Raw genomic sequence first — 26,772 nt, 5'->3', positions numbered from 1 at the left:
CCCCTGGCGCCCCAACCGCGCTCGCGGGCCGGTCACCTTACCCCATACTGGGGTAGGGTCGGCGGCACGCAACGCCGATCACAAAGACTCCGGTGGCAACCGGGACGACCGCAGGAAGAGGGTTCGCCATCCAGCAGTTGATGATGCGGCTGAGCGCTCTGCTTCGGCGTTGGCGCTGGGCGGTTTTCGCCACCTGGCTGCTGCTCATGGTGCCGTCCCTGTATCTCGCGGCGACCCAGTCCAGCAACCTCAGCGGCGGCGGGTTCGACGTCGCCGGCTCCCAGTCCCTGCACGTCCAGCACGCGCTCGAGGACCACTTCCCCGACGAGGGCGCCTCACCGCTGGCCTTGGTCGCGGCCCCGAACGCCAACGCGTCGCAAGAAGACATGACCGCAGCGGTCGACCACCTGAAACGCATCGCGGCGGGCGTCTCCAACGTCAAGGTCGTGCCAGACCCCACGCAGGCCGAGCCGCAGGCCGGCAAACCCTACGTCGTGACGCTGCGACTCGACTTCAAGAACAGCGGCGCCGTCGACATCGCCAAGAAGCTGCGGACAGCCGTCGGCATCGAAGGCGGCAAAGCCGGCCAGACGGCGGACGGCAAGGTCCGGCTGTACGTCATCGGTCAGGGTGCACTCGGTGCGGCCGCCAGCGAGACCACCAAGCACGACGTCGCCGAAGCCGAGAAGTGGAACCTGCCGATCGTCCTGATCGTGCTGCTGGCGGTGTTCGGGTCGCTCGCCGCCGCGGCCATGCCGATGCTGCTTGGCGCCTGCACGGTGATCGTGACGATGGGGGTGGTCTACCTCCTGTCCATCTGGGTCACGATGAGCGTCTTCGTGACGACGACGCTCTCGATGTTCGGCATCGCGCTGGCCGTCGACTATTCGCTGTTCATCCTCATGCGCTTCCGCGAGGAACTGCGCGCCGGCCGCGACCCGGAGCAGGCCGTCGACGCGTCGATGGCAACCTCGGGTCTGGCGGTGCTGCTGTCCGGGCTGACGGTGATCGCCTCGATCACCGGCATCTACCTGATCGGCACGCCGGTGCTGTCGTCCATGGCCACCGGCGCCATCCTGGCCGTCGCCGTCGCGGTCCTGACCTCGACCACCCTGATCCCGGCAGTGCTGGCCACGTTCGGCAAGCGCGTCGCCAAACGCTCGTCGTGGCTGCATGTCACGCGCCGCCCCGACGCCACGCAGTCCCCGTTCTGGACGCAATGGACCGAACGCACCATGCGGCGCCCGTGGCTGTCGGCGCTGCTGGCCGCCGTCTTCCTCATCGCCCTGGCGGCGCCGTCGTTCGGCATGCAGCTGGGCAACAGCATGTTGCGTCAGTTCCAGCCGTCCCACGAAATCCGGGCCGGCGTGGCCGCCGCCGCGGAGGCACTGGGCCCCGGCGCACTCGGACCGATCCGGGTGCTGGTGACGTTCCCCGAGCCGACGGCGTCCGACCCACAGAACACCGCGACGCTCGACGCGCTGCACCAGACGATGACGAAGGCGCGGGACGTGTCCCAGGTGGCCCCGCCGGTGTTCAGCAACGACAACCGCAGCGCGCTGTTCTCGATCGTCCTCTCGGTCGACCCCGAGGACCTCGTCGCGCGCGACTCCATCACCTGGCTGCGACAACACCTGCCGAGCGTCGCGGGCCCGAACGTCGCGATCGCCGTGGGTGGGCCGACGGCGCTGATCATGGACTTCGACCACCGCGTTGCCGACACCGAGATCCTGGTGTTCGTCTTCGTCTCGCTGATCGCGTTCGTGATGCTGCTGATCTCGATCCGCTCGATCGTGCTGGCGATCAAGGGCGTCCTGATGACGGTGCTTTCGGTCGCCGCGGCCTACGGCAGCCTGGTGATCGTCTTCGAGTGGGGCTGGTTCCAGGCGCTCGGGTTCAAGCCCCTGGAATCGCTGGACAGCACCATTCCACCCCTGGTGCTGGCGATGACGTTCGGCCTGTCCATGGACTACGAGATCTTCCTGCTGACGCGCATCCGGGAACGCTTCCTGCAGACCGGCAACACCCGCGACGCCGTCGCCTACGGTGTCAGCACCAGTGCCCGCACCATCACCAGCGCCGCGCTGATCATGATCGCCGTGTTCATCGGGTTCGCGTTCGCCGGCATGCCGCTGGTGGCCCAGATGGGTGTGGCGTGCGCCGTGGCCATCGCGGTCGACGCGACAGTGGTGCGGCTGGTCCTGGTGCCCGCGCTGATGGCGATGTTCGACCAGTGGAACTGGTGGCTGCCCACGTGGCTGGACCGCCTGCTGCCGTCGGTGGATTTCGAAAAGCCGCTGCCCACCACCGACACCGGCAGCCTGGTCATCATCCCCGACGACATCTCCGCGCTGGGCCCCTCGGGCGCCGAACTGCGCAGCGTCGTCAAGTCCGCGGCCAAGCTCAAAAGCCTTGCAGCACAGACTGTTACGGTCTCCGACCCGCTGGCGTTCAGCGGGTGCGGCGGCAGCGACACCGACGAGCAGCAGTACCTGCCACGCGCCGTGCCCCGCCGCATCGCGGCGGCACCGACGCGCACAGACCTCTCGCGCGGCGGACTGGCGCTGCTGCGCCGGGGCACGCTCGGCCAGTCCCGGTCCGCGTCGGACAACCCCGACGTACACCCGGTCACCATGTGGGGCGGGCGGCTGTCGGTTGCCCTCGACGCCCTGTCGCTCAGCGAGACCGACGGCCCGGCCATCGAGCGCCGCGGCCCGGTGGAAACCACGACGGTGCTGCTGCCCACCGGCGACCGGCTGGAAATCCCGACCGGCGCCGAAACGCTGCGACTCAAGGGCTACCTGATCATGTCCCGCAATAGCGTCCAGGACTACGCCGACTTCGCCGACCTGGTGTCCTGCATGGACATCCGGACTGCGGCCGCGGTTCTCGCCGGCATTGACGGGTATTACTGTGGGGAACGGTCGAAGAACCAGTGGGTGGCCACCCAGTTGGTCCGCAGGTTGGCCGACCCGCACCCGTTCGACGACCAGGAAACGGCAGATTGGCCCGACGTCAAGCAGCGTTGTTTGGCGGTGGCGGTGGCCATGTTGGAGGAGGCGAGGTGACGTTGACATCCGAAGTGAGGGACACCCCTTCTGGTGCCGACGATTCCGGTGACGCCACCGCAGCCGGCAGCAACGGGGCACCCACCGTCGCGTTCCCGGCGCAGGCCCCCGGCGAGAAGCCCGTCGAGTTCTGGTCGACGTCAGCCATCCGCGCCGCGTTGGAGAACGACGACCTGACGGTGTGGCAGCGCATCGTCGTGGCCATCAAGCGGGACCCCTTCGGTCGCACGGCCCGTCAGGTTGAGGAGATTCTCGCGACCACCAATCCGTACGGCATCTCCAAGGCGCTGTCCGAGGTCCTGGCCCGCACCCGCACCCAACTCGAGGCCAACGAATGCGCCGAGGTGGCCCGGCAGATCCGGCTGTTGATGGAGCGCTCCGGCCTCAGCGAGACCGAGTTCGCGTCCCGCATCGGGGTTGGCACCCAAGAACTTTCGACCTACGTGGCCGGTACCGCCAGCCCGTCGGCCGCGCTACTGGTGCGCATGCGGCGGCTCTCGGACCGGTTCGCCCGGATGCGTTCCGCTCGCTCCTGAGCAAGCGCCCTAACGCGACGCGAGTGGGGTCACGTCCATGACCAGCCAGCGGCCGTCCTGCTTGGTCAGCGTGACCCGCAGGCCCAGTACCGTTGCCTGCTGAGGCTTGTTGGGGATGTCCTGGGTGGCGCGCATGACCACCGCGACACTGGCGAAGTTCGGGCCGATGGTCTCGATGCCGGCCGAGATGGTGCTGGCCTGCCCGGCCACCCCACGGCTGGTGAGGTCCTTGGCGACCGCATTGAACTCGTTGCGGTAGGCCTCCGCGCGCTGCGGCGCCATCAGCGATGTAGCCCGGTCGATCGAGACGTTCGGGGCACCGGGGGTGAACGTCGCCGACGCCTCCGCGACGCTGCTGGCGATGCCGACCACGGTGGACATGTCGTGGTCGGTGGTGCGGTCCGGCACCGTCCACTTGGTGTAGCCCACGATCGCGGCCGCGGCCACGGCGACCGTAGTCAGGCCGACGACCGCGAACCGCAGCCTGGGCGCGTCGTCGTCGGTGCCCATGGTGACGCCGTCTCGGCGGAACAGCACGAAGTTCACCACCGACGCCTGCAGCACCAGCAGCCCGAGAATGGTGCCCACCACGACCCACCACAGCGGCCGATCCAGGGCGAGCCCGATGTAGACCAGGCTCGCCAGCACCGCGAGCGGCGCCAGGATGTCAAAGACCAGGACGCGCCACGCGTTCCTCATCGCAGCGACTCCAATCGCGAGATCAGCATCTTGCCGCCGACGTCAGACACCCCGAGGCGCAGCCGCCAGCGCACGGTCTGCGGCTTGGCGCCGGCGTTCTGGCTCACGGACGTCGCGATGACCAGCACCGTCGTCGTGTCCGAGGAGATGGCCGCCAGCTCCGGCTGGACCGGCGGTTTGCCCTGCTCCTCCGGCGGTGTGTGATGCAGCGTCTCCAGCGCGACGGACTCGATCTGCCCGCTGGTCTGGCTCTGCAGCTTCTGAACCAGCTGGGTGAAGGGCGCGACCGTGGCATCGAAATCAGCGTTCAGCTGACCGACCGTGCCCTCGTGCAGCTTCGGCACGTTGACCGTGACGTTGTCCTTGGTCATGTTGATCAGCAGGCCGGCCCACTCGGCGGCGGCCTTCATCGCCTGCGCTTCATGCGCACGCTCCGCGTCGTTGGCGCGGTGGCCCAGCCAGACCCAGGACGCCACGACGACCGCAACCGCCGCGACGACGCCCAGTGCCGCCGAGGCGATGCCGTAGGGACTGAAGATTCGATCAACCTGATCGCTGGGTGCCGCGGCGTTGGCGGGCTTGGCGTCAGGCTCGGCATCCGCGGCAGCGCCGGCGGTGGCGGCGTCTTTCGCCGTGGCTTTTTCGGCGGAGTCTTCGCTGCGCTCGTCGGGCATGGGCGTGAGGCTACCCGCAGCGCCCTCCGGCACTGCAGCGGCGATGGCAGGATGGCGAGGTGACTCTCGAAGCTACCTCTCCCCGATCAGGTATCGACCTGAGCTACCTCGACGCCGAGGCCCGCCCGCAGGATGACCTGTTCGGTCATGTCAACGGCCGCTGGCTCACCAACTACGACATCCCGGCCGACCGGGCCACCGACGGCGCCTTCCGGCTGCTGGCCGACCGCGCCGAGGAACAGGTGCGTGACCTGATCACAACCGCGGCCGGCGCCCCGAATACCGATGCTCAGCGCATCGGCGACCTGTACGCGAGCTTCATGGACACCGAACGGGTGGCCACCGTCGGCCTGGCGCCGCTGCTGGCGGAGCTGGGTCTCGTCGCCGACGCCGCAACCCCTGAAGCACTGGCCGCCGTGCTGGGCGGGCTACAGCGCACCGGCGTCGGCGGTGGCGCCGGCGCGTACGTCGACACCGATTCCAAGGACTCGACGCGGTACCTGCTGCACTTCACGCAGTCCGGCCTGGGCCTGCCCGACGAGTCCTACTACCGCGAGCCGGCGCACGCCGCGGTGCTCGCCGCCTACCCGCAGCACATCGCCCGGATGCTGGGCCTGGTGTTCGGGGGCGACCAGTCCGAGACCGCCGCCCGCATCGTCGCGCTGGAGACCAAACTGGCTGCGGCGCACTGGGATGTGGTGAAGCGCCGCGACGCGGACCTGAGTTACAACCTGCGCCGGTTCAGCGATCTGGCCGACGAGGCACCCGGTTTCGACTGGGCGGGCTGGCTGTCAGCGGTCGGCTCGTCGGCCGACGTAGTCGCGGAAGTCGTGGTGCGGCAACCGGACTTCCTGGTCGCGTTCGCGGCACTGTGGGCTTCCGAGCCGCTCGAGGACTGGAAGGCCTGGCTGAGCTGGCGCCTGATCAGCGGCCGCGCCTCGATCATGACCGACGAACTGATCGCGGAGAACTTCGAGTTCTACGGCCGGCTCCTGTCCGGCACCGAGGAAATCCGGGACCGCTGGAAGCGCGGCGTGGGCCTGGTCGAGGGCCTGATGGGCGACGCCGTCGGAAAGCTGTACGTGGACCGGCATTTCCCGCCCGCCCACAAGGCGCGGATGGATGAGCTGGTGGCCAACCTGCGCGAGGCCTACCGGGTGAGCATCACCAACCTGGAGTGGATGACGCCCGAAACCCGGCAGCGGGCGCTGGCCAAGCTGGACAAGTTCACCCCGAAGATCGGGTATCCGGCCCGCTGGCGCGACTATTCGGCGCTGGTGATCGACGCGGGCGACCTGTACGGCAACTACCTGCGCGGCCAGGCCGTCGAGCACGATCGGGAACTGGCCAAGCTGGGCAGCGAGGTCGACCGCGACGAGTGGTTCATGACGCCGCAGACGGTGAACGCCTACTACAACCCGGGCATGAACGAGATCGTCTTCCCCGCCGCCATTCTGCAGCCGCCGTTCTTCGACGCCGAGGCCGACGACGCCGCCAACTACGGCGGCATCGGTGCGGTGATCGGGCACGAGATCGGGCACGGTTTCGACGACCAGGGCGCCAAGTACGACGGCGACGGCAACCTGGTCGACTGGTGGACCGACGCGGACCGCGCCGAATTCGGTCTGCGCACAAAGGCATTGATCGAGCAGTACGGAGCTTTCACGCCCCGCGCACTGGACTCGAGCCACCACGTGAACGGCGCGTTCACGGTCGGCGAGAACATCGGCGACCTGGGCGGGCTGTCCATCGCACTGTTGGCCTATGAGTTGTCACTGGGCGGCAAGGACGCCCCGGTGATCGACGGGCTGACCGGCGTCCAGCGCGTCTACTTCGGCTGGGCACAAGTGTGGCGCACCAAATCCCGTGACGCCGAAGCCATTCGGCGGCTGGCCGTCGACCCGCACTCGCCACCCGAGTTCCGCTGCAACGGCGTGATCCGGAACATCGACTCGTTCTACGAGGCGTTCGACGTCACAGCGTCCGACGAGCTGTATTTGGAACCTGCTGAGCGCGTGCGCATCTGGAACTAGCCCGTCTGCGTCGCGCGCGTGCCGCCAGATCACAGATCCATCGGGAGTCGCCCGAACAAAACTGCCCCTCTTCCGTTGAAGAGGGGCAGTTTTGCGTCCGTTCGCGAGAGAACTACCGAGTGCCGGACCCCGCCGAGCTCGTCGACCCCGAGCTCGTCGACCCCGAGGTGGCGGCGCCGGGGGTCGGCATGCCCCACTGCCAGTCGTCGGCGCCGTCGGACTGGTTGTACAGGCCGACCGAGTTCTTCACGACGATCGGGTCGCCGCTGCCGAACTGGTCGTAGAACCACTTGGCATTGTCGGGCGCCAGGTTGATACAGCCGTGGCTGACGTTGCGCTTGCCCTGGTCGGCCACCGACCACGGCGCGCTGTGCACGAAGGCGCCGCTGTTGTCGATCCGCACGGCGTTCTGCACGTTCACCTTGTAGCCCTGCGGTGAGTCGACCGGCACGCCGTAGGTGGACGAGTCCATGACCACGGTCGGGAACTTCTCCAGCACGTAGTAGGTGCCATTCTTGGTCTCGTCGCCGGACTTGCCCATGGACATCGGGAAGGTCTTCTCGACCACGCCGTTGCGGCTGATGGTCATCTGGTGCGTGGCGTTGTCCGCGGTGGCGACCAGCGAGTCACCGGTGCGGAAGCTGGACTTCGTGCCCGCGGCGTCGATGTTGACGACGGTGTTGGCCGGCCAGAAGGCGATGGGGCGCCACCGCAGCTGGGTGTCGGTGACCCAATAGAACATGCCCGCCACCGGCGGGTTCGACGAGATGTGTACGGCGTCCTGGGCCATCTGCTTGTTGGCGATGGGCCGCGGGAAGTTGATGTAGATGGGCTTGGCCACACCGACCATGGACCCGTTGACGGGGTTGAACGAGGGCGGGTTGAACGGCGGCTGCCCGACGAACGGGGTCGGGTTCTGACCGGCCGGGGTGCCTGCCGGGATCGGCTGCGGCGTACCCGGAATCACCGCGCCGGGCACCACCGGTGCCGGGCCGGCGGGGACGACGGGGTCCGCGACCGGCGGCAGCGGCGGCGGCAGCGGCGCCTCGACCGGAGCGCCTGGATCGATCGGCGCCGCCGCGATGTTTGGGTCCGGCGCATCCGGGTCGGCGAGTGCCGACGGGGTTGCGACGGTCATCCCGGCGACCAGTCCGGCCGCCATGACCGCGGTCAGTAGCCTGCTCTTCCATTGCGGCATCCGCCACCTCCAGTTCACAACTTTTCCCAGTGTTGCACAGCAATCTGGCCGGCTACTGGGACTGACCTGCGGCGCAGCCGCAGCGCATCAGGCGGGCACACCCCCTGACCTGGGTTGTTCATCGGCCGCGCGGCGCCGTCTGTTACCCACGCCGCAAATGCCGAACCGCTAGGACCGCACCAGCCGGGCGATCGCCGCAGAGGCCTCGGCCAGCTTCTGCTCGGCCTCGTCGCCGCCGACTGCCACCGCATGGCTCACGCAGTGCCCCAGGTGCTCGTCGAGCAGCGCCAACGCGACGGACTGCAACGCGCTGTTCACCGCGCTGATCTGCGTCAATACGTCGATGCAGTACTTGTCCTCGTCGATCATCTTGGCGATGCCGCGGACCTGCCCCTCGACTCGGCGCAGCCGCTTGGCGTAGTTGTCCTTGTTGGGCGAGTAGCCGTGTTGGGCTTCCTTCGGCGCATCGCCGTGTGAAGGCTCAGGGTGGCCCGTCACCGCATCCCCGGATGTCCCCGACTCGTCTGCCGTCATAAGCCCAGCGTACCGCATACCCCTTAGGGGTATTGAAAGGATTTTGGCGACCAACTACCCGAGGGCATACTTACCTGCATGTCTTCTGACCAGCCCGACATCAAGCCCCGCTCCCGCGACGTCACCGACGGCCTGGAGAAAACCGCAGCCCGAGGCATGCTGCGCGCGGTAGGCATGGGCGACGACGACTGGGCCAAGCCACAGATCGGCGTCGGGTCGTCCTGGAACGAGATCACCCCCTGCAACATGTCGCTGCAGCGGTTGGCCCAGCAGGTCAAAGCCGGCGTGCACGAAGCAGGTGGCTACCCGCTGGAATTCGGCACCATCTCGGTCTCCGACGGCATCTCGATGGGCCACGAGGGCATGCACTTCTCGCTGGTGTCCCGCGAAGTCATCGCCGACAGCGTCGAGACGGTGATGCAGGCCGAGCGCCTCGACGGTTCGGTGCTGCTGGCCGGCTGCGACAAGTCGATCCCCGGCATGCTGATGGCTGCCGCCCGCCTGGACCTGGCGAGCGTCTTCTTCTACAACGGCTCGATCATGCCCGGCGTCGCGAAGCTCACCGACGGCACCGAGAAGGAAGTCACCATCATCGACGCCTTCGAGGCGGTCGGAGCGTGTGCGCGCGGGCTGATGTCCCGCGAGGACGTCGACATCATCGAGCGCGCCATCTGTCCGGGTGAGGGCGCCTGCGGCGGTATGTACACCGCCAACACCATGGCGTCGGCGGCCGAGGCCCTCGGTATGTCGTTGCCGGGCAGCGCTTCTCCGGTGGCCGTCGACAAGCGCCGCGAGGAGTTCGCCCGTAAGTCCGGTGAGGCTGTCGTGGAGATGCTGCGCCGCGGCATCACCGCCCGCGACATTCTGACCAAGGAGGCGTTCGAAAACGCCATCGCCGTGGTCATGGCGTTCGGTGGCTCCACCAACGCCGTGCTGCACCTGCTCGCCATCGCCAAGGAGGCCGAGGTCGACCTGACCCTCGCCGACTTCACCCGCATCGGCAACAAGGTGCCCCACCTCGCCGACGTGAAACCCTTTGGCCGCCACGTGATGAAGGACGTCGACGAGATCGGCGGCGTGCCCGTCGTCATGCGCGCACTGCTGGACGCCGGTCTGCTGCACGGTGACTGCCTGACCGTCACCGGAGAGACCATGGCCGAGAACCTCGCCCACATCGCGCCGCCCGACCCGGACGGCAAGGTGCTGCGCGCCATGAACAACCCGATCCACCCGACCGGCGGCATCACCATCCTGCACGGCTCGCTGGCCCCCGAGGGCGCCGTCGTGAAGTCGGCAGGCTTCGATTCCGACGTATTCGAAGGCACCGCACGGGTTTTCGAGCGTGAGCGCGCCGCGCTGGATGCCTTGGAGGACGGCACCATCACGCACGGCGACGTCGTCGTCATCCGCTACGAGGGCCCCAAGGGTGGCCCGGGTATGCGCGAGATGCTGGCCATCACCGGCGCCATCAAGGGCGCCGGTCTGGGCAAGGACGTGCTGCTGATGACCGACGGCCGCTTCTCCGGTGGGACGACGGGCCTGTGCGTCGGGCATATCGCGCCGGAGGCCGTCGACGGCGGACCCATCGCGTTCGTGCGCGACGGTGACCGCATCCGCCTGGACGTCGCGAACGGCAAGCTCGACCTGCTGGTCGACGAGGCCGAATTGGCCTCGCGCCGGGAAGGTTTCGAGCCGCTGCCGCCACGCTACAAGACCGGCGTGCTGGCCAAGTACACCAAACTGGTCCAGTCGGCCGCCGTCGGCGCCGTCTGCAACTAGCCCTCGCCTTCCCGCGAGCGTGCGTGTCTGCCGCGAACACGCGGCAGAAAGTGAACATTCCACGCACGCTCGCGGGCCGGTACAGTGACGATCGGGCGCGCAGGAACGCCCGATGTCCGCTCGAAGAGGCTCAGCCTCCCTGCTGGTTGTTTTGCCTTGTGACCGACCTCTTCTCGGCCCGTTTCGCGGACGCGGGCGCATGAGAGGAGGCCGTCATGGCCAGCACACTGCCCACCAACCCTTCCCTGGACAAGCTCCGGGGTGAAGCGCGAAAGCTGCAGCGGGCGAACGGTATCGCGCTGCACGCCGCCCAGTTCGCCGTCGCCCGCAGCTACGGATTCACCGGCTGGCCCGCGCTCGTGCACTACCTCCGACTCGCCGCCGATCTGAGCTTCGACCCGGGTGCCGTCGATGAGGACGCCCTTGCCTCCGCCGACCGGTTCTGCTCGTGGGCGGTGTTGCGCTACAACGATTCCGACGCCCCACCTCGTTGGCACGCTGCCGCGGAGCTGCTCGCCGCCGATCCCGGTTTGGTTACCCGCAGCGTCTGGGCGGCGGCAGCGGCCTGCGACCCAGTGGCGTTGGCCGGCCATCTCACCACCTGTCCGACGCTCGCCCACACCGGTGGTGGCCCGTTCGGCTGGGTGCCGTTGATGTACCTGGGCTACTCACGTACTCCGTTGGGCCGCAACCCCGATGAGGTCGTCGCGGCCGCGACGACCCTGCTCGACGCCGGCGCCGACCCGAACGCCGGGTACCTGTGGTGCGGGATGTCGACGCCGTTCACGGTGTTGGCCGGGGTGTTCGGCGAGGGGGAGCAGGGGCCGCGCCGTCAGCCCCGACATCCGCACGCGTCCGAACTCGCCACCCTGCTCCTGCGCCGCGGGGCGCATCCGGTGGACCACCAGACGCTCTACAACCGGATGTTCCGGCCGGACGATTCGCACCTGGAGCTGCTCTTCGCCCACGGCCTCGCCGATGCCGGGCCGAGTCCGTGGGAGCGCCGGCTCGGCGAGGCGATGGAAACCCGAGAACAGCTGTGGCAGCGCCAGATTCGCTGGGCCGCCGAGCACGGTTTCAGTGATCGCCTCGCGCTGCTCGCCCGGCATGGTATCGATGTATCCGGCGTCGAGCTCGTCGTTCCGGCCTTTCCCGACGAGGTGAACGCCCGCGATGAAGACGGGGCGACGCCGCTGCACCAGGCCGCATGGCAGGGTGACCTGGAGCTGATCCGCCGGCTACTGGCGGCGGGCGCCGACCCGTCGATCACCGACGACCGGTTTGGCTCAACACCCCTGCAGTGGGCCGAGCATGCCTATCAGACCGAGGCTGCGAACCTGCTCCGCGACCAGATCATGCCCCCTCCGGCATAGGCCGGGCCACCTCGTCGATCACCTCGGCGTACCACTGGAACAGCGTGATCCGCTGCGGAGCAGCGCTTTTGACCAACTCCGCCCAGCAGGCCGCGACCGCCTCACGCGCCGCCGTGCCGATCCACGGCTGCGGCAACAACTCCGGCGGCAGCAGCGGGTCAGGCTCGACCGCGCGGGTGAACTCGGCGGCCAGTTGGATCGCGATGGTCTGCTGCATGGTCGGGGTGGCGTCTGGCAACGCGCTCAATGCGCGGTCCGCAAAGGCGAGCAGACGCCGGTGCTGGTCAGCGATGTCGCCCAGGGGCCACAGGTGCGCCGCGAGTGCGCGGGGCTCACTGATGCCGCCTGCCGTCAAGTCGACTGTCGTCAGGGTGGTGACGTGTTCGGCGATCGCCAATTTCTCTGCCGCTGAGGCGATTTCACTGTCCCAGTCATTCGGGGAGACGTACAGACCACCCTGGATGGCGGCACCGCCGAGCTTACCGATGGCGTCGCGCATGGCGTCCCGGGCCGACCGGACCGCTTCCGGGACGGCGAACGCCACCACGTGCCACCGTTCGTCCCACGGCGCGTCGCCGCGGTCCTGGGCGTACATGAACCTGATGTACTCGCGATCCGGCGTGACGGTGCTGCGCAGGTCATCGGTCGCGCGCAGTAACGCTTTGCGGCCGCGCCCGTCCTGGCTGAACTGCCCGTCGGCGACCATCCGCTTGATGCACAGCCGCACCTGCTGGTCCGTCATGCCGAGTGTGTTGGCGACGTCGTACAACGCGCCGGCGTCGATCGTGGCGTCGTCGCGCAGCATGCTCTCGACAAGGGTGCGGGTCGGCACCTCGACGGCGTGGTCCGGTCCGGTTTCCAACGGTCAGCTCCTTGTGCCCGCGGTACGACGGGCGGGGTTCCCAAGTCTAGGCAAGCGTTTCCCGTTCGACGATGACCAGCGGCCGGCCGGCGGATTGACCGAGCTGAGCCGCGAGGTCGGCGAAGAACCGGGGTGCGTCGATGACGGCGTCGGGCGGATGCACTCCGGGCCGTCGCGTGGTGCCGTCGACGATCTGCGAAATCCCCACGGCGAGCGGGATACCCGTGGCCCGGGCCATGTCACCGAAGAGTCCGGTCGTACCCGGACCCGACAGATCGAGCTGCGCCAGCACCATGTGGTCGCGCCCAGAGCGGGTACCGGATACCGCGGCAAAGAACGGCGGCAGGGTCCCCGGGCCCTTGAGTCGCCACGACGGCGGGACGGATCGCAAGTAACGCAACAGGTTCGGCTTCGCGAACTGGGCCGCCGCCGATTCGTGCGTCAGCCGGCGACGGTCGATGTCGCGGCGCAGCACGTCGAGATACGCCAGCGTCGGCGGCCGGATCACCATGAGGTTGACGGCCTCGCCGGTCAGCCCGAGCGTACGCCGCAACGTGATGGGCTCCGGGTGACCGACCGAGTACGCAGTGCCGTGCCGGTCGCGCGGCAAGCTCAGTGCGACGGGCCGCAACGGACGTTGGAACGTCAGCCGGCCCGCCGCCACAGTGCAGATTCTGCCGCTGCTCTGCAGCATCCAGTGCACGGCCGCCGCCGAAGGCCGGCCATCGGGATTCAACAGCACCTCGCCGCCGTCCCCGCCGCCCGCGCCGGCCACATCCACCGGCCAGGCGGTGTAGGCATCGCGCGCTTCATCGAGTTCCGCGGCGGCGGTCGCGGCCAGCAGATTGCTCACGCCGGGGCTCGCCCCCATGCCGATGACCGCGCAAACGCCTGCGGCACGGGCGGTTTCGTCCAGTTCGAGCATCTGCACGGTCGGCTCCCAGTCGTCGCAGATGTCGATGTAGTGCGTCCCCGTGGCGATCGCGGCCTGCAGGACCGGGAGCCCGAAGCGGTAGTAGGGGCCGACGGTGTTGACGACGAGGTCAGCCGACTCGAGTGCATTGCGCAGGGCCGCGTCGTCCGTGACGTCGACTCGGGCGGCCCTGACCGGGACCGGAGCGTCGGCCAGTTGTCGGCACAGCCGGTCGGCGGCCGCGCGGTCGCGGTCCGCGATGACGATCTCGTCGACCCCCGGCATCTGGGCGGCGAGGCGAACAGCAACGCTGCCCATGGCCCCGGGTCCACCCAACGCGAGAATCTTCATCGCGCCTCCTTCGCGACCGGGAGTTCCTGGACGTATCGACGGAGGTTGTCGAGGTAGCTCGGCGCGTAGAGCTGCCGGGGTGCGAAAATGCCTACTGCGTAAGCCTTTACGCTGTCGGGATTGTTCTCCAGGTCCTCCCTGGCGATGGTGTGTGACGCATGCGGATAGGTCTGGACCGTCAGCAGATCCCGACGCACGAGTTCGCGGTAGACGCGTTCGGTTTCTCTGACGTCGACGTTCAGATCGCCCTGGCCGAGTTCCAGTAGCACCGGAATGGCGATGTGCGGCAGGGTGGCGCTGACGTCGGAGCGGTAGTTGCGGGCGACGAATCCCCACCGATCAGCAGACATCGGGGACGGGTCCATGCCGCCCACGCGGTACTCGTGATAGGTCGCGCCGTCACGCAGCAGCTGGTTGATCCGGTCCCTGCGGGCCAAGGCCGCCGCGAGCTCTGGCTGCGGGGCCTGCCGCGCCCGCAACTCGGCCCTCAGGTTGTATTCGCCCTGCCGCAGCCAATTGATCGCCGGGCCAACCAGAATCACGAACTGCAGGTCCGGTTTGCGCACCGCGACCTCGGGCACCACCCAGCCGCCTTGGCTGATACCCCAGACCCCGACGCGGTGAGGATCGATGTCCGCCCGGCCGCGGGCCCAGTCGATCGCGGCGCTCGTCTCGTCGGCTCGGTCGTGCATGCTCTGGGCTAACCAATTGCCTGGAGCACCGCCGATGCCAGGCTTGTTCCAGGACAACGACGCATAGCCGGCCTGGGAAAACGTCTCCCAGATGGGCCGGTAGAACGAATCCCGGCTGGCGTCGGCGGGACCGTCCCCGTGCACGAACACCACCAGCCCGAACGGCCCGTTTCCCGCCTTCGGCAGGGCCAGGACGCCCTCGAGGGGCCCCGCTGGACCAGGAATCGTGACGCGCTGCTCGCGGATGGCGAAGTTGTTGGCGTAGAGCACCCACCCGCCCGCCGACAGCAACACCGCGGCGGCGCAGGCCAGTGCGATCAGCGTGGCGCGCAGCGAGCCGGGCAGGCGGCGACGCGGGATCGAACTATCAGTCATAAAACGATCGTAGCGTGATTGATAGATTCTGTGCAGTGGCGTCAGCCACACCGCCCGGCGGCGCGGAGTCAGGCGAATTCGGCGTGGAGTTCCGGAAGGAAGCCGGCGAGGTGGTTCATCTCCTGCGCGCAGTGCACCATGAGATCCCGCGGATCAGGCAGCTGGCGTGCGGCGAGTACCCGAAATGCCCGGTCCGCCAACGAGTTACCCAGGCGAAAGTTGACGTGCCGGCCGCCCATCCAGAACCGGGAGCGCATCTCGGCGCCGTCCGGCGTGGGGCGCACCTGATGCACCAACCAGCCGGTGTCGACGGGGAGGTCGGGCGACCCCAGTCGCGCGGCGATGGCGATCCCGAGATGCCCCAGCGTGTCCGGTGCCACGAATTGGATTGCGGCGGAAGTGAATGCGGAACCGATGTACTCCTGTACCAAGGACGTCCGCCCGATATAGGCGAGGTCGTCGCGGCCGTCACGCCACCCCGCCGACACATGCGCGCGAGGATGCCACAGCTTGTAGCGGCGCGGATCGCAGCCGTGCCAGCCGAACCACCAGTCCCACATCTCCGGCGTCACGCCCGGCATGTCGGTGCGCACGGCCACGGTGTAGCCGCCGTCCGGCAAGCTGCCGTATCCGTTCTCGGTCTGCTGGTAGCCGTCCTCAGCCAACGGTTCCTCGAAGTCGGGCAGCACCGGATCGGCCTGCGGACCATGCTCGAGCGCCAGCACCACATGGCGTGGCAGCGCCGCCATGTCCGGGTTGTAGAACCGCCCGAACGGAGTGTCCGCGTCGTTGTCGCGATAACCCAGGTAACTCATGTCCGTCCCATCCACGCGTAGAACCGACTGTCTGGGTCATATTCTGCGCGCACCGTGTCCAGCCGCGCCATGGCGGCATCGGTGGCGAACCGGGCCGGCCGCGCCCCCAGGTTCTCGTCCGCAAGCTGTATCCCGGTGGCCAGGTGGGACATCGCCGCCATGTTGGAGCGGGCCCAGTCGCCGTACTTCTCGTCATCGGCGGGGTCGGCCCAACCGGCATAGAGCGCGAGATAGATCTCGTCTTCCAGGCTGTAGGCCATGTCCTGACGGGTGGGCGACGGCCCCCAGTTCAGCCAGAGGAAATGCGACGGGTGCGGCGGCATGGTCTCGAGGATGTTCCGCACGCCCGGCATCAGCTCGTCCGCCGCCGCCGACGTCCACATGTTGTCGGCGGCGTAGCGGTGGTCGCTCAGGTAGTTGCTCATCACCGCGTCGTACCACGTCGGTAAGTTCGTCGGCGCGAACGGCACGGCCATCAGGGCATTCGCCCGCGCGGGACACGTATCCAGCAGTGCCACTGCATCTTTCGCCTCGTCATCGTTATCGGCGAACACCGGCGAGGCCAGCACGATGCCCGGCACATCGAGGCCCGAACTGGGCATCGCCCGCGAGGCGACGATCTGCAGTTCCACCCGGCGGTCCACGTCGGCACTGATCGCCCGGGCCCACGGGTAGATCTCGTCGGCGGCCTCGAAGGGGTAGACGTAGAGGCTGCTACCGCACACCGGTGGCTTCGGATACAGCCGCAGGTGAAACGCGGTTACCACGCCGAAGAATCCCGGTCCGGATCCCCGGGCGGCCCAATACAAATCGGGGTGATGCTCGGCGTCGCACCGGATCTGCTCACCGTCGGCAGTCACCACATCCAGTGCCAACACACTTTCACACGCCGGCCCCAGCACCCGGCTGTTCCAGCCGTAGCCGCCCTGCAGCAGGTAGCCACCGAGGCGCACGCCCCGGCAGTGCCCGGAGGGGAAGAACAGGCCCTGCTGCTCCAGCTCGGTCGCCAGGACGCTGCCGCCTTTGCCGGGCCCGACGACGGCGGTCATCGCGTCGCGATCCACCTGGCAGACGTCGAGCCGGCTCACGTCGAGCAGCAAGCCGCCGTCGCGCAGATGGTTGGCCGACCAACTGTGCCCACCGGAACGGATACCGACCGCCAGATTGCCGGCGCTGGCATACCGGACCGCCACCACCACATCAGCGGTACAGGACGCCTGCACAATGACTTCCGGAAAGCGCTGCGGCACACGGGCATTCCAGACGGTGGCACAACGCGCTTCCTCATAGCCCGCATCGCCGCGGCGGAAATGTCGGACCTCGGCCAAAGCTGTCACCGCAACTCCTCACGCCTCGGCGCCCTCCCTCCGCGAAACGTAACACCGGGAATTGGTCATCGCGTCAATTTGGCGATTCGGGACCCCGCTCCGGACACAGACCTACCCACCGGCCGGACCGACACGCCCGGCCGGTGGGCAGCCTGCCCATGGCCTATCTACAGCAGGTACAGATCAGCCGTGCCGGTCCGAATTGCGGACACGCATCCCGAAGTACATCGCGTACATGCCCAGCACCGCGACAAGCACACCGCTGATCACATGTGACCACATCACGCCGGCGGTGGCTCCGCTGGCATAGATCCATGGTGAAATCACCAGCCACACACCGAACACCGGCAGCGTCCAGGTCATCCCGTGGGTACGGTCGAGTGCGCAGCCGAAGCACATGGCCAGGAACCCGATGGTGGCGCCCACGATCAGTGCGTTGACCGTCAGCTTCGTGGAGGCCTGATACCCGACGAGCCACGGCGACATCGCCACGTAGACCGCCGTCAGCAAGGTCAGCCCGAAGGTGGCCTGCGCCGCCATCGACTCAGCGACACGGTCGTACCGGGCCCGCAGCGCCAGGATGTCGGGGTGCTGATCTATTGATGAATGGACCGTAGTCATTTCTTACCCCTTCCGTTACGCGGCAAGGGGTTCGGCCTCGCCGCACCCATCCATCTACGCCAAGGTTACGCGGATTTGGGGCATTCAGCGCGCCCCGGTTCGGCAGAGTTGGGCGCGCCGCCCCGCGGCCTGGGCCCGGCCCTACTCCGTTACCAGTACCGCTCGGTAACCGACCGGATTATCCAGTGGCACAACGAGTTTTCCTTGCATGATGATCATGGTGCACACCATGGGCCCCGGGCGCCGGTTGCCGGCGACCAGGCTGACCAGCACCGCGTCGTCGGTTTCGCGCACCGTGGCGTGCACGCCGTAGCAGTCCGGCGACCCCATCTGGAAGTTCAGCGCCAATTCGGGTGCCGGGTCGAGCCGGCTCCAGGACTGCGGTAGCAGTGGGTGCGCGTCGACGATCGCCGGATCGTCCTCGAACGTCATCCCGGGGGACGACGGAACCTCCGGGATCGTCGTCGGGTCGGCCGACGCGACCGGCACCGCCGCCCCGATCACCAGCAGGGCCGCGGCGACGACTCGTCGTCTCACGGACTCACTCTGGCTACAGCGAAGCCGTCCCAGCCCTTGGTGCCGACGGTCTGGATGGCCGCGGCCTCCAGCTTGGGGTGGTTGCCGAGCAGCTCCAGCATGTCGCGCACGCCGCGAGCCTGCAGATCATCGTGTGCGGGCTCGAGTACTCGGCCCATCCTCGTGACGTTGTCGACCACGATCAGCGCACCCGGCACCGCGAGCCGCACCGCCCATTCGACGTAGGAGCGATTGTTCTCCTTGTCGGCGTCGATGAAGAAGAAGTCGAACGGCTCGCCCCGCTCCGCCAGTCCCGGCAGGGTGTCCAACGCGGCGCCGACCAGCACCTCGACGCGGTCCGCGACGCCGGCCCGCACAAAATTGGCCCGTGCGACGTCGGCGTGCTCCGGTGAGTACTCGAGGGTGACGACCCGGCCGGCCGCCCCGGCGCCGCGCGCCAGGTTGATGGTGCTGTAGCCGGCCAGGGTGCCGATCTCGAGCACCCGGGTAGCGCCGGTGGCGGCGACCAACAGCGACAACAGCTTTCCGTGCTGTGCCGACACCTCGATGGCCGGCATCCCGGCTGTCACCGCGGACTGGCGGGCTGCGGCCAGCGCCTCGTCCTCGGTGTGCAACACCTGGTTGAACATCTCGTCGACAGTCTTCGGATCTGGTTCCGTCACAAAGCCAGGCTAGCGTGGGTAGAGCACATCGACGATCAGCCGAATCAGGCTCGCGGCAGACGACCAACGACTTAAATAGCGCCCATGTCGAATCACTTCACCGGACTGAGCCTGGGCCCGCCGCTGGGCGACCAGCGCCTGGACCTCTGCGATCTGTACGCCTTCCAATCACCGGCCGACCCGGCCCGCACAGTGCTGATCCTCAACGCCAACCCCAACGCCGACGCCCTGCACCCGGATGCCATCTATCGGCTGGCCATCGACAACGACGGCGACCTCCGCAACGACATCGCCTTCAGCTATGTGTTCTCCGAGCCGGTATCCGGCCGCCAGACGGTCGACGTGTACCTCGCCACCGGGGAGGACGCCGAGTCACCGGAAGCGCTGGGCGACAAGATCTTCGAGGGCGTCGAGGTGTCATTCGGCAAAGAGCCCGTGATCGCCGAGTCGGGCGGATACCAGTTCTTCGCCGGCGCGCGCAGCGATGCCTTCTTCTTCGACTTCGACGGCATCAAGAATCTGTTCGATATCAGGGGCGGCCGCAATTTCACCGCACTCCATCTCAGCGGCGAGTTCCCGTGGACCGGCGTGGATTCCAATACGCAGGCCAACGTGTGCTCGATGGTCCTGGAACTGCCGACTGCGCAACTGGGCGCCGCGCCGGACATCCGCATCTGGGGCCGCTGCAGCGTGCGCCGGGACGGCGAGTTGCTCCATGTGGACCGCGCCGGGCATCCGTCGGTCAGCAGCTTCTTCAACACCGACGACACCAAGGAGGAGTACAACGCCAGCGTGCCGGTCCATGATCGCGACCGCTGGCTGCCCATGTTCGTCCATCTGCTGGGGCACACCGGCGGTTACTCGGACGAGGAAGCCGTCGCCGTCGTCGACGCCGAGGGCATCCTGCCCGACATGCTGTCGTTCAACCCCGCCGCACCCGCCAAGTATCCGAACGGGCGGGTGTTCACCGACGACGTGATCGACTACCGCCTGGCGTCACTCACCAAGGGCGAGTGTCCGCCGTCGGGCCTGAGTCCACACACCGACACCCTCGACGTCTTCCCGTATCTGGGGCCGCCGCACTGACTTTCGATGGGATTTTGGGGCCGCTCGATCGCGACGAGCGGCCCCACACTGCACGCCTCAGGCGGCGGGTTGGCGGCAGACACGCACGCTCGCGGGAGAGTTACTCGCGGCAGAGTGAATCGCGGCAGAGTCAGCGGACGCCCTCTTTGGCGTAGACGACCCGCAGAATGTGGCCCACCTCCGGGCCCATCACCACCTCGGCCAGGTCGCAGAACGTCGCGGTGAACGCCGGTCCGTGCGGCGGGACCGCGGCCGACAAGTGGTGGGCCACCTCGTGCAGCACCACCAATTCCCTGAGCGCCCAGGTGGTTTGGCGTTCGGGTACCGCGATGACGGCACCGCCGTCACCGGATTCGTAGTGGGCGGCCGTCACACCCCGGCGCGCCCGCACGGCCACCGCACCGGCATCGGGCCACCGCGCCGCCACGGCCGGCATGGTCAACACCTGCTCGACGTAGCGGCGCACCGCCTCGACCGATCCGAACCGCGCCTCGGGCGGCAGCGTCAACTGCGTCCCGAAGAACTCGACCGCCCGGTTGCCGCGTTCCCCCGCGCGGTCGAACAACGTACGCACGAACTGCTCGGCGGCATACACCGCAGACCGCCCCGAGTCCCGGCTCATCGCTCCAAGGCCGTACGTGCGCCGGACAACTCGGGACTCGGACCCAACCGTGCCCGGCGCCCGGCCCGGTCCCCCGCTCGCCGTGCCGCGGACGAGTAACCGGCGGACGCGCTGGTCGCCCGCCAACTCCCCCGCGCCTGCGATGTCTTCTTGTAGAACGACACCAGCTCGAGGTCCTTGTTGCGCAACGCAATCGCGGTTCCCGGCTGATCGGCGCGCTCGGCCGTCGCCGCCTGCCGGGCTTCGTCCCGTGCGTCGACCAAGCGCTGTCCCACCCGCGCGCCGAAAGCCAGCTGGAAGTTGAGCCGGGCCGTGATGGTGGGTGTCGGCCGGTGCGCGCCGGTCGCGAGGTACGCGTCCGACGACTTGACCATCTGCACCACCACACTGGCGTACAGCGCATGCGTGGCGTCGATGTCCTCGGCGAATCCGTAGGCGTAGACGAACGTCGAGTTGGACGCGATGTCGCATTTCACGTCGTTGGCCCGGGCGATCAGGACGAACAACTGCACGAACGTCCGCAGTCCCCGAGTGCCGGCCTCGCCGATGGTGATGGTGCGCTGCACCGGCTCCTGCGCCGCGGTCCGGGTGGCCGAATGCGCCCGCGCCACCGCCAGATCGATCGACGTGGTGGTGGCCAGCCGCTGGGCGGCCGCCATGAACGCCTCGGCCTCGTGCGGGTTGTCGGTGTTCTCGGCCTGTCGCAGCAGCGCCGCGATCCGGGCCAACATCCTGTCGTCACTCATCGCACCAACGACCTTGTCTGACAAAAGCTTTCAGATACATAACGCGTGTGTCATCCCCCATGGCGGCAGTGTACGACTACCGCCCGACAAATCCGTCCAGTGCGCTCACCAACTGCGGCGACAGCGGCGCCTTGTTGGCGTAGTTGGCCACGTTGTCGGTGGGATCGTCGCGCAACACGTGGCTGACGCCCTTCAGCCGGACCACCGTCAGCGCCGTGTGCGCCAGCGCGTCGATCAGCGGCTGCTCTGCCTCGCAGAACGCCTGCACATCGGAGTCCGAGCAGGTCAGCAGCACCGGGGTGCCGTTCGGGACCTTGGCGGCCAGGGCCAACGGGTCGATGGCGTCGGCCTCCACCACCGCCTTCGCGTTGCCGGGGTTCAGGATCGCACCGAGGCCTTCGGGGAGCTTGGTCGGCGGCGTGCCCGTGGCGCGGGTCGACGCGACGGCATCGGTCCATTCCTTGAGCACCTGGTCGGCCTGTTGCCGGGTCTTGGCGCCGGCTTTCACGTCGGCGTCGACCGAGGCCCGCACGCGATTGGTGATGACGTCCAGGTACCGCCCAGCCAGCGGCTGCAGCAGCCCGACAGAATGGATCTTCGGGGCGCCCGCGCTGGTGTCGGTCGCCACTGCCAGCGCGTGCACGGTGCCTTCACCCAGGCCGTACACGGAGATTCGTGACGTGTCGGTGCCGGACTGGCCGGCGAGGAACCGCACGGCCGCCTTGGCCCCGGCGGTGTAGACGGCGCTGCCCACATCGCGCAGGTTCTGCGCGTGCGGCCCGACGCCGGTCTTTCCGGTGCCGACCTTGTCGTACCGCAGGCTGTCGACATTCTTGCCGGACAGGTACTCGGCCAGCTGCCGCATGTTGCCGACCTTGCCCGCGACGGCGTTGTCACCGTTGCGGTCCGTCTGGCCGCTCTCGGAGATCATCAGCACCGACGGCGCCGCGGCGGCGCCGGGCACATGGCGGTAGCTGCCGTGGATGGTCAGCCCGTCGGAGACGAAGCTGACGTCCTCATCAACCCAGTCGCCACCCTTGCCCGAACCGCACGCCGCCAGCGCCAGCGCCGTGAGCCAAACCAGCAGGCGGACAGCCCATTTCACGGCAGAACTCCCGTCACAGGCGCACTTCGATCCAGCTCACGACGTCGTCGAGCACGACGGCCTGCTCGGGCTCGTTGAACACCTCGTGGTACAGCTCCGGATAGACCTTGAGCGCGACGTCGGAGGAGCCGACGCACTCGACCAGCTTGCGGCTGCCGGCCACCGGCACCAGCTTGTCCTCTTCACCGTGCACCACCAGCAGGGGCGCGGTGATGGCGGCGGCGCGCTGCGGCATGGTCTCGCCGACGCCGATGAGCGCCTTGGCGACCCCGGCGGGGAATCCGCCGTGGTAGACCAGCGGGTCGGCCTGGTAGGCCGCGACCACCTGCGGATCGCGCGAGATGGCCTCGAAGGGCAGATTCTCGACCGGCAGGCCCGGTGCGACGGTGCCGACCACCTTCGCGAGCAGTGCCAGCGGCAGCGCGATCTGGGCGCGGGCGTCGACCGCGGGGCCGGACAGCACCATGAGGTGATAGTCGTCCGGGTGCTCGACGCCGTACGCGAACACGATGCCGCCGCCCATGCTGTGGCCCAGCACGACGCGCTTCAACTCGGGGTATTCGGCGGTCGCGATGCCGACCAGATGATGGAAGTCCCCGGTGTACTCGGAGATGTCCCGGACGAACACGCGCTTGCCGCCCGAACGGCCATGACCCCGGTGGTCGAGCGCGAACGTGATCAGGCTGGCCTCACCGAATCGCTGCGCCACATGGTCATAACGGCGGGCATGCTCACCGAAACCGTGGGACAGCACCACCACGCCCGTCGGGTCGGTATTGGGCACCCAGACGTCGTAGACGATCTTGGTGCCGCCGATGCCGTCGAAGCTGCGTTCGCTGCGGGTGGTGGACATGCACAGACAATATCCGGGGTCGGCCCGCGGCGCGTCCGTCGCCGCCGCGATGCCCGCGAGATGTCACACCCCCTGCGTACCCTGGGTGAGGTGAGTGTCCTCAGCGAATCCGGTGCAGCAGACACGTCGTCTCCGTCGCGCGATGCGTTTCTGGCCGACGCCCAACGGCACCGGCGCGAGCTGCTGGCCCACTGTTACCGCATGACCGGTTCCCTGCACGACGCCGAGGACCTGGTGCAGGAGACTTACCTGCGCGCGTGGAAGGCCTACGACAATTTCGAGGGCAAGTCGTCGGTGCGGACGTGGCTGTACCGCATCGCCACCAACACCTGCCTGACCTCGCTGGAGGGCCGTCAGCGGCGGCCACTGCCGTCCGGGCTCGGCCAGCCGGCCGCTGACCCGCACGCCGAGATCACCGAACGCGCCGACACCGCCTGGCTCGAGCCGCTGCCCGATGTGCATGACGCACCGGGAGATCCGCAGACCATCGTCGGCTCACGCGAGTCGGTGCGCCTCGCGTTCATCGCTGCGCTGCAACATCTTTCGCCACGGCAGCGTGCAGTGCTGGTACTGCGCGACGTCCTGCAGTGGAAGGCCGCCGAAGTCGGCGAAGCGGTCGGGACGTCCACCGCCGCCGTCAACAGCCTGCTGCAACGGGCGCGCGCCCAACTCGACGCCGTCGGCCCCAACCAGGACGACGTGTTGGTCGCCCCGGAGTCCGAGGAGGCCAAAGACCTGCTGGCGCGCTACGTCAAGGCCTTCGAGTCCTATGACATGAACGCACTGGTCGAGCTGTTCACCGCCGACTCGGTGTGGGAGATGCCACCCTTCGACACCTGGTACTCGGGCCCGCGGGACATCGTCGAGCTGTCCCGGTTCAAATGCCCGGCCGAGCACCCCGGCGACATGCGGTTCGTCGTCACCACAGCCAACGGGCAGTCCGCCGCGGGCATGTACATGCGCAACCCCGAGACCGGCCGGCACGAGGCGTTCCAGCTGCACGTGCTGGACATCAAGCCCGGCGGCATCTCGCACGTCGTCGCATTCATGGACCCGACGCTGTTCGAGAAGTTCGGGCTGGCGCCCCTCCTCTGACCGGCCCCCGACCGTCAGGGCCACCGGTCGGAGGTAGCCCCGGTTGGGCCTCATCGCGCCTTGTTTCGGGACCAGCCCACTACTGCCGCTAGTTTCCAGCCTACCCCCATGACATGTTCTGACAGCATATCTACGCAGGTAGAGCGGCTGCCATAGCACCTTTCTGGAACGTGTTCTCGATTTGTGGCTATGATCTTCGTCATGAAGACCAAAGGCGCTCTGCTGTGGGAAGTGAACTCCCCGTTCCAGGTCGAGGAAATCGACCTCGGTGACCCCGTTGCCGACGAAGTACAGATTCGGATGCATGCCTCGGGCATGTGCCACTCCGACTACCACCTCACCACCGGCGCCACCCCGATGCCGCTGCCCTGCCTGGGCGGGCACGAGGGCGCGGGCGTCGTCACGAAGGTCGGCAAGAACGTCACCGGCATCGAAGAGGGCGACCACGTCATCCTCGCGTTCATCCCGGCCTGTGGCTCCTGCCCGCCGTGCATGAAGGGCTTCCGCTCGCTGTGCGACCGCGGCGCCGTCCTATTGGGTGGCAAGTCGATCGCCGACGGCACCAACCGCATCCACGCCCGTGGCAAAGAGGTCGCGGCCATGAACCTGCTGGGCACCTTCGCGCCGTACATGACGGTGCACAAGGACTCCGTCGTCAAGATCGACAAGGACATCCCGTTCGAGTCGGCCGCCATCATGGGCTGCGCCGTGCCGACCGGCTTCGGCTCGGCCACCAACGTTGCGCAGGTGCAGCCGGGTGAGACCGTTGCCATCGTCGGCGTCGGCGGCATCGGCATGAGCGCGCTGCAGGGTGCGGTGATCTCGGGCGCCAAGCACGTCATCGCCATCGACCCGAACCCGTGGAAGCGCGAGCAGGCGCTGAAATTCGGTGCGACGCACGTCTTCCCGTCCATGGCCGAGGCCATCGCGCCGATGATCGACCTGACCTGGGGCCTGATGGCCGACAAGATCATCATCGCCGTCGGCGAGATGAAGGGCGAGTACATCGAAGAGGCCATGATCCTGACGGCCAAGACCGGCACCTGCGTCGTCACCGGCATGGGCTCGATGATGGATGCCGACGTCAAGCTGAACCTCTTCCTGTTCACCATGTTGCAGAAGACGTTGAAGGGCAACATCTTCGGTGGTGGCAGCTCGCACATCGAGACCCCGCGCCTGGCCGCGCTGTACAAGTCCGGCCTGCTGAACATCGACGACATGATCACGCGGACCTACAAGCTCGAGGACATCAACCAGGGCTACCAGGACATGTTGGACGGCAACAACATTCGTGGCGTCGTCACCTTCGACGAGTCCGACTGGTAACTGTTCTTCCGCGAGCAGTCCACCGCAAGCGGGACGTGCCCCAGTAGAACTGCCTCGTTTCTCCGGGGTTCACGCGGTCGTCGCAACGCTCTCGATGTGAGAGGTTGCGGCGACCGTGTTGGTTTCGGAGGGTTGCGTTCGGTTGGCACAACTCGTTGATGCGGGTGGTTTGGCCGACGGCGGCGCGGGGCACGGTGCGTCGCTGCCGGCTGTTTCTCAGCGTGGGTTCAGGTGTCGGCCCATACCGTTTGGCGGTATGAGCGATGCTGTTGGTGGGTCGGTGCGGTGATGACGGTGGGGCCTGTATCTGAAGGACCTGCGCCGGCAGCGATACCCCGGGCTGGGCAGGTGAGCGGTAACGAAGAGGTATTCCTCGATGATGTGCTGGTCAAGCACACCGAGCGGCTCAGATGGAACACGACGCTGTCAATCCGCACCGAGTTGCGTCCGACCTATGTTGTGGGTGACGCCGCGGCGTTGAATCAGGCGGTCGCGATTCTGGTTGACCACTCGTTGAACAGAGCGGTATCGGCGATTGATCTGGCGGTGTACCGCCACGATGCCCAGGCGATCATCACTGTTGGCGACGACGGACTCGCGGGTTGCGGCGGTGAGCTGGATCTGGTTCGGCGAATCGTCACCGCGCACGGGGGCACACTCGCGGTCACAGAACGCACTCCGTGCGGAAAGACAGTCAGCGTACGGTTGCCGTCCACGCGGGTCCGCCCATCGAATCCAATAGGGCGTATGGGGTTTTCGGGCAACCTTTGAATTTCTGCCGCCGTGGTGTGGATCAGATCCGGAACGGTTCAGGCACGTTGGTCGACGACGTGTGAAGCGTCCAAGACATAACTGCTGACGCAGACGGTGGATGATGAGGCGATGTGGG

At 67.8% G+C, this 26,772-nt stretch carries 25 protein-coding genes; 9 read left to right on the top strand and 16 right to left on the bottom strand.

Going from position 1 to position 26,772, the window contains the following annotated elements; genetic code table 11:
- Positions 1-140 precede the first annotated feature (140 nt).
- Entirely contained in the window at positions 141-3,068 is a 2,928-nt protein-coding gene (locus G6N59_RS17735; protein ID WP_138228149.1) for an MMPL family transporter, read from the top strand.
- Positions 3,065-3,604, top strand: coding sequence for a helix-turn-helix domain-containing protein (locus G6N59_RS17730; RefSeq protein ID WP_138228116.1), 540 nt, complete (start codon positions 3,065-3,067; stop codon positions 3,602-3,604). Before G6N59_RS17735 ends, G6N59_RS17730 begins: the two co-directional genes overlap by 4 nt.
- Positions 3,605-3,613: 9 nt before the next feature.
- On the opposite strand, the gene G6N59_RS17725 is transcribed toward G6N59_RS17730, so the two are convergent.
- Entirely contained in the window at positions 3,614-4,303 is a 690-nt protein-coding gene (locus tag G6N59_RS17725; protein WP_138228115.1) for a hypothetical protein, read from the bottom strand.
- Complete coding sequence (locus G6N59_RS17720) at positions 4,300-4,977, bottom strand: hypothetical protein (protein WP_138228114.1); 678 nt, start codon at positions 4,975-4,977, stop codon at positions 4,300-4,302. Before G6N59_RS17720 ends, G6N59_RS17725 begins: the two co-directional genes overlap by 4 nt.
- Positions 4,978-5,036: 59 nt before the next feature.
- Between G6N59_RS17720 and G6N59_RS17715 the strand changes: the two genes are divergently transcribed.
- Complete coding sequence (locus tag G6N59_RS17715; protein ID WP_138228113.1) at positions 5,037-7,010, top strand: M13 family metallopeptidase; 1,974 nt, start codon at positions 5,037-5,039, stop codon at positions 7,008-7,010.
- 112 nt (positions 7,011-7,122) lie between these two features.
- Here the strand turns inward: G6N59_RS17715 and G6N59_RS17710 are convergent, their stop codons facing one another.
- Positions 7,123-8,208, bottom strand: a complete 1,086-nt coding sequence (locus G6N59_RS17710) for a L,D-transpeptidase (RefSeq protein WP_138228112.1) — start codon at positions 8,206-8,208, stop codon at positions 7,123-7,125.
- Positions 8,209-8,376: 168 nt separating this feature from the next.
- Complete coding sequence (gene ricR / locus G6N59_RS17705; RefSeq protein ID WP_306789591.1) at positions 8,377-8,742, bottom strand: copper-sensing transcriptional repressor RicR; 366 nt, start codon at positions 8,740-8,742, stop codon at positions 8,377-8,379.
- Positions 8,743-8,820: 78 nt separating this feature from the next.
- Between ricR and ilvD the strand changes: the two genes are divergently transcribed.
- A complete protein-coding gene (gene ilvD / locus G6N59_RS17700; protein WP_138228111.1) occupies positions 8,821-10,521 on the top strand; it encodes a dihydroxy-acid dehydratase in 1,701 nt (566 codons plus the stop codon).
- Between the two features lie 215 nt (positions 10,522-10,736).
- Complete coding sequence (locus tag G6N59_RS17695) at positions 10,737-11,894, top strand: ankyrin repeat domain-containing protein (protein ID WP_138228110.1); 1,158 nt, start codon at positions 10,737-10,739, stop codon at positions 11,892-11,894.
- Here G6N59_RS17695 and G6N59_RS17690 read toward each other — a convergent pair.
- The 8 genes from G6N59_RS17690 to G6N59_RS17655 form a co-directional block, all read right to left on the bottom strand.
- Positions 11,875-12,699 (bottom strand): PaaX family transcriptional regulator C-terminal domain-containing protein, encoded by an 825-nt coding sequence (locus tag G6N59_RS17690; RefSeq protein ID WP_163912059.1) that lies wholly within the window; start codon positions 12,697-12,699, stop codon positions 11,875-11,877. The two genes, G6N59_RS17695 and G6N59_RS17690, sit on opposite strands and share 20 nt — an antisense overlap.
- Positions 12,700-12,802: 103 nt before the next feature.
- A complete protein-coding gene (locus G6N59_RS17685; protein ID WP_138228109.1) occupies positions 12,803-14,020 on the bottom strand; it encodes a saccharopine dehydrogenase family protein in 1,218 nt (405 codons plus the stop codon).
- A complete protein-coding gene (locus G6N59_RS17680) occupies positions 14,017-15,087 on the bottom strand; it encodes an alpha/beta hydrolase family protein (protein ID WP_138228108.1) in 1,071 nt (356 codons plus the stop codon). The genes G6N59_RS17685 and G6N59_RS17680 overlap by 4 nt, the downstream gene beginning before the upstream one ends.
- Before the next feature lie 68 nt (positions 15,088-15,155).
- Positions 15,156-15,902, bottom strand: a complete 747-nt coding sequence (locus G6N59_RS17675) for a DAPG hydrolase family protein (protein ID WP_138228107.1) — start codon at positions 15,900-15,902, stop codon at positions 15,156-15,158.
- Positions 15,899-17,239 carry an FAD-binding oxidoreductase gene (locus G6N59_RS17670; RefSeq protein ID WP_138228106.1) on the bottom strand — a complete coding sequence of 447 codons (1,341 nt, stop codon included), beginning with the start codon at positions 17,237-17,239 and terminating at the stop codon, positions 15,899-15,901. The genes G6N59_RS17675 and G6N59_RS17670 overlap by 4 nt, the downstream gene beginning before the upstream one ends.
- Before the next feature lie 174 nt (positions 17,240-17,413).
- Positions 17,414-17,851 carry an SPW repeat protein gene (locus G6N59_RS17665; protein ID WP_138228105.1) on the bottom strand — a complete coding sequence of 146 codons (438 nt, stop codon included), beginning with the start codon at positions 17,849-17,851 and terminating at the stop codon, positions 17,414-17,416.
- Between the two features lie 141 nt (positions 17,852-17,992).
- On the bottom strand, positions 17,993-18,388 hold the full coding sequence (locus G6N59_RS17660; RefSeq protein ID WP_138228104.1) for a hypothetical protein: 396 nt from the start codon (positions 18,386-18,388) through the stop codon (positions 17,993-17,995).
- Positions 18,385-19,050, bottom strand: a complete 666-nt coding sequence (locus tag G6N59_RS17655; protein ID WP_234884015.1) for an O-methyltransferase — start codon at positions 19,048-19,050, stop codon at positions 18,385-18,387. The genes G6N59_RS17660 and G6N59_RS17655 overlap by 4 nt, the downstream gene beginning before the upstream one ends.
- An 84-nt stretch (positions 19,051-19,134) precedes the next feature.
- On the opposite strand from G6N59_RS17655, the gene G6N59_RS17650 reads away from it, so the two are divergent.
- On the top strand, positions 19,135-20,136 hold the full coding sequence (locus G6N59_RS17650; protein WP_138228103.1) for a DUF4331 family protein: 1,002 nt from the start codon (positions 19,135-19,137) through the stop codon (positions 20,134-20,136).
- Positions 20,137-20,266: 130 nt separating this feature from the next.
- On the opposite strand, the gene G6N59_RS17645 is transcribed toward G6N59_RS17650, so the two are convergent.
- The 4 genes from G6N59_RS17645 to G6N59_RS17630 form a co-directional block, all read right to left on the bottom strand.
- On the bottom strand, positions 20,267-20,758 hold the full coding sequence (locus G6N59_RS17645; RefSeq protein ID WP_138228102.1) for a TIGR04338 family metallohydrolase: 492 nt from the start codon (positions 20,756-20,758) through the stop codon (positions 20,267-20,269).
- On the bottom strand, positions 20,755-21,504 hold the full coding sequence (locus tag G6N59_RS17640) for a DUF2786 domain-containing protein (RefSeq protein ID WP_138228101.1): 750 nt from the start codon (positions 21,502-21,504) through the stop codon (positions 20,755-20,757). Before G6N59_RS17640 ends, G6N59_RS17645 begins: the two co-directional genes overlap by 4 nt.
- Positions 21,505-21,580: 76 nt before the next feature.
- On the bottom strand, positions 21,581-22,609 hold the full coding sequence (locus G6N59_RS17635; protein ID WP_138228100.1) for an alpha/beta hydrolase family protein: 1,029 nt from the start codon (positions 22,607-22,609) through the stop codon (positions 21,581-21,583).
- Positions 22,610-22,622: 13 nt separating this feature from the next.
- The gene (locus G6N59_RS17630) at positions 22,623-23,462 is read right to left on the bottom strand and encodes an alpha/beta hydrolase (RefSeq protein WP_138228099.1); all 840 of its coding nucleotides are present in this window, start codon (positions 23,460-23,462) and stop codon (positions 22,623-22,625) included.
- 60 nt (positions 23,463-23,522) lie between these two features.
- Between G6N59_RS17630 and G6N59_RS17625 the strand changes: the two genes are divergently transcribed.
- The 3 genes from G6N59_RS17625 (at position 23,523) to G6N59_RS17615 (ending at position 26,654) form a co-directional block, all read left to right on the top strand.
- Complete coding sequence (locus G6N59_RS17625) at positions 23,523-24,557, top strand: sigma-70 family RNA polymerase sigma factor (RefSeq protein WP_138228098.1); 1,035 nt, start codon at positions 23,523-23,525, stop codon at positions 24,555-24,557.
- 201 nt (positions 24,558-24,758) lie between these two features.
- A complete protein-coding gene (locus tag G6N59_RS17620) occupies positions 24,759-25,883 on the top strand; it encodes an NDMA-dependent alcohol dehydrogenase (RefSeq protein ID WP_138228097.1) in 1,125 nt (374 codons plus the stop codon).
- A gap of 348 nt (positions 25,884-26,231) precedes the next feature.
- Positions 26,232-26,654 (top strand): histidine kinase, encoded by a 423-nt coding sequence (locus G6N59_RS17615; RefSeq protein ID WP_138228096.1) that lies wholly within the window; start codon positions 26,232-26,234, stop codon positions 26,652-26,654.
- Positions 26,655-26,772 lie beyond the last annotated feature (118 nt).

The sequence above is a fragment of the Mycolicibacterium aubagnense genome, from assembly GCF_010730955.1.
GTDB classification, from domain to species: domain Bacteria; phylum Actinomycetota; class Actinomycetes; order Mycobacteriales; family Mycobacteriaceae; genus Mycobacterium; species Mycobacterium aubagnense.
Note: the sequence above shows the minus strand (reverse complement) of the source record. Positions and strands in the feature narration are given on the sequence as shown.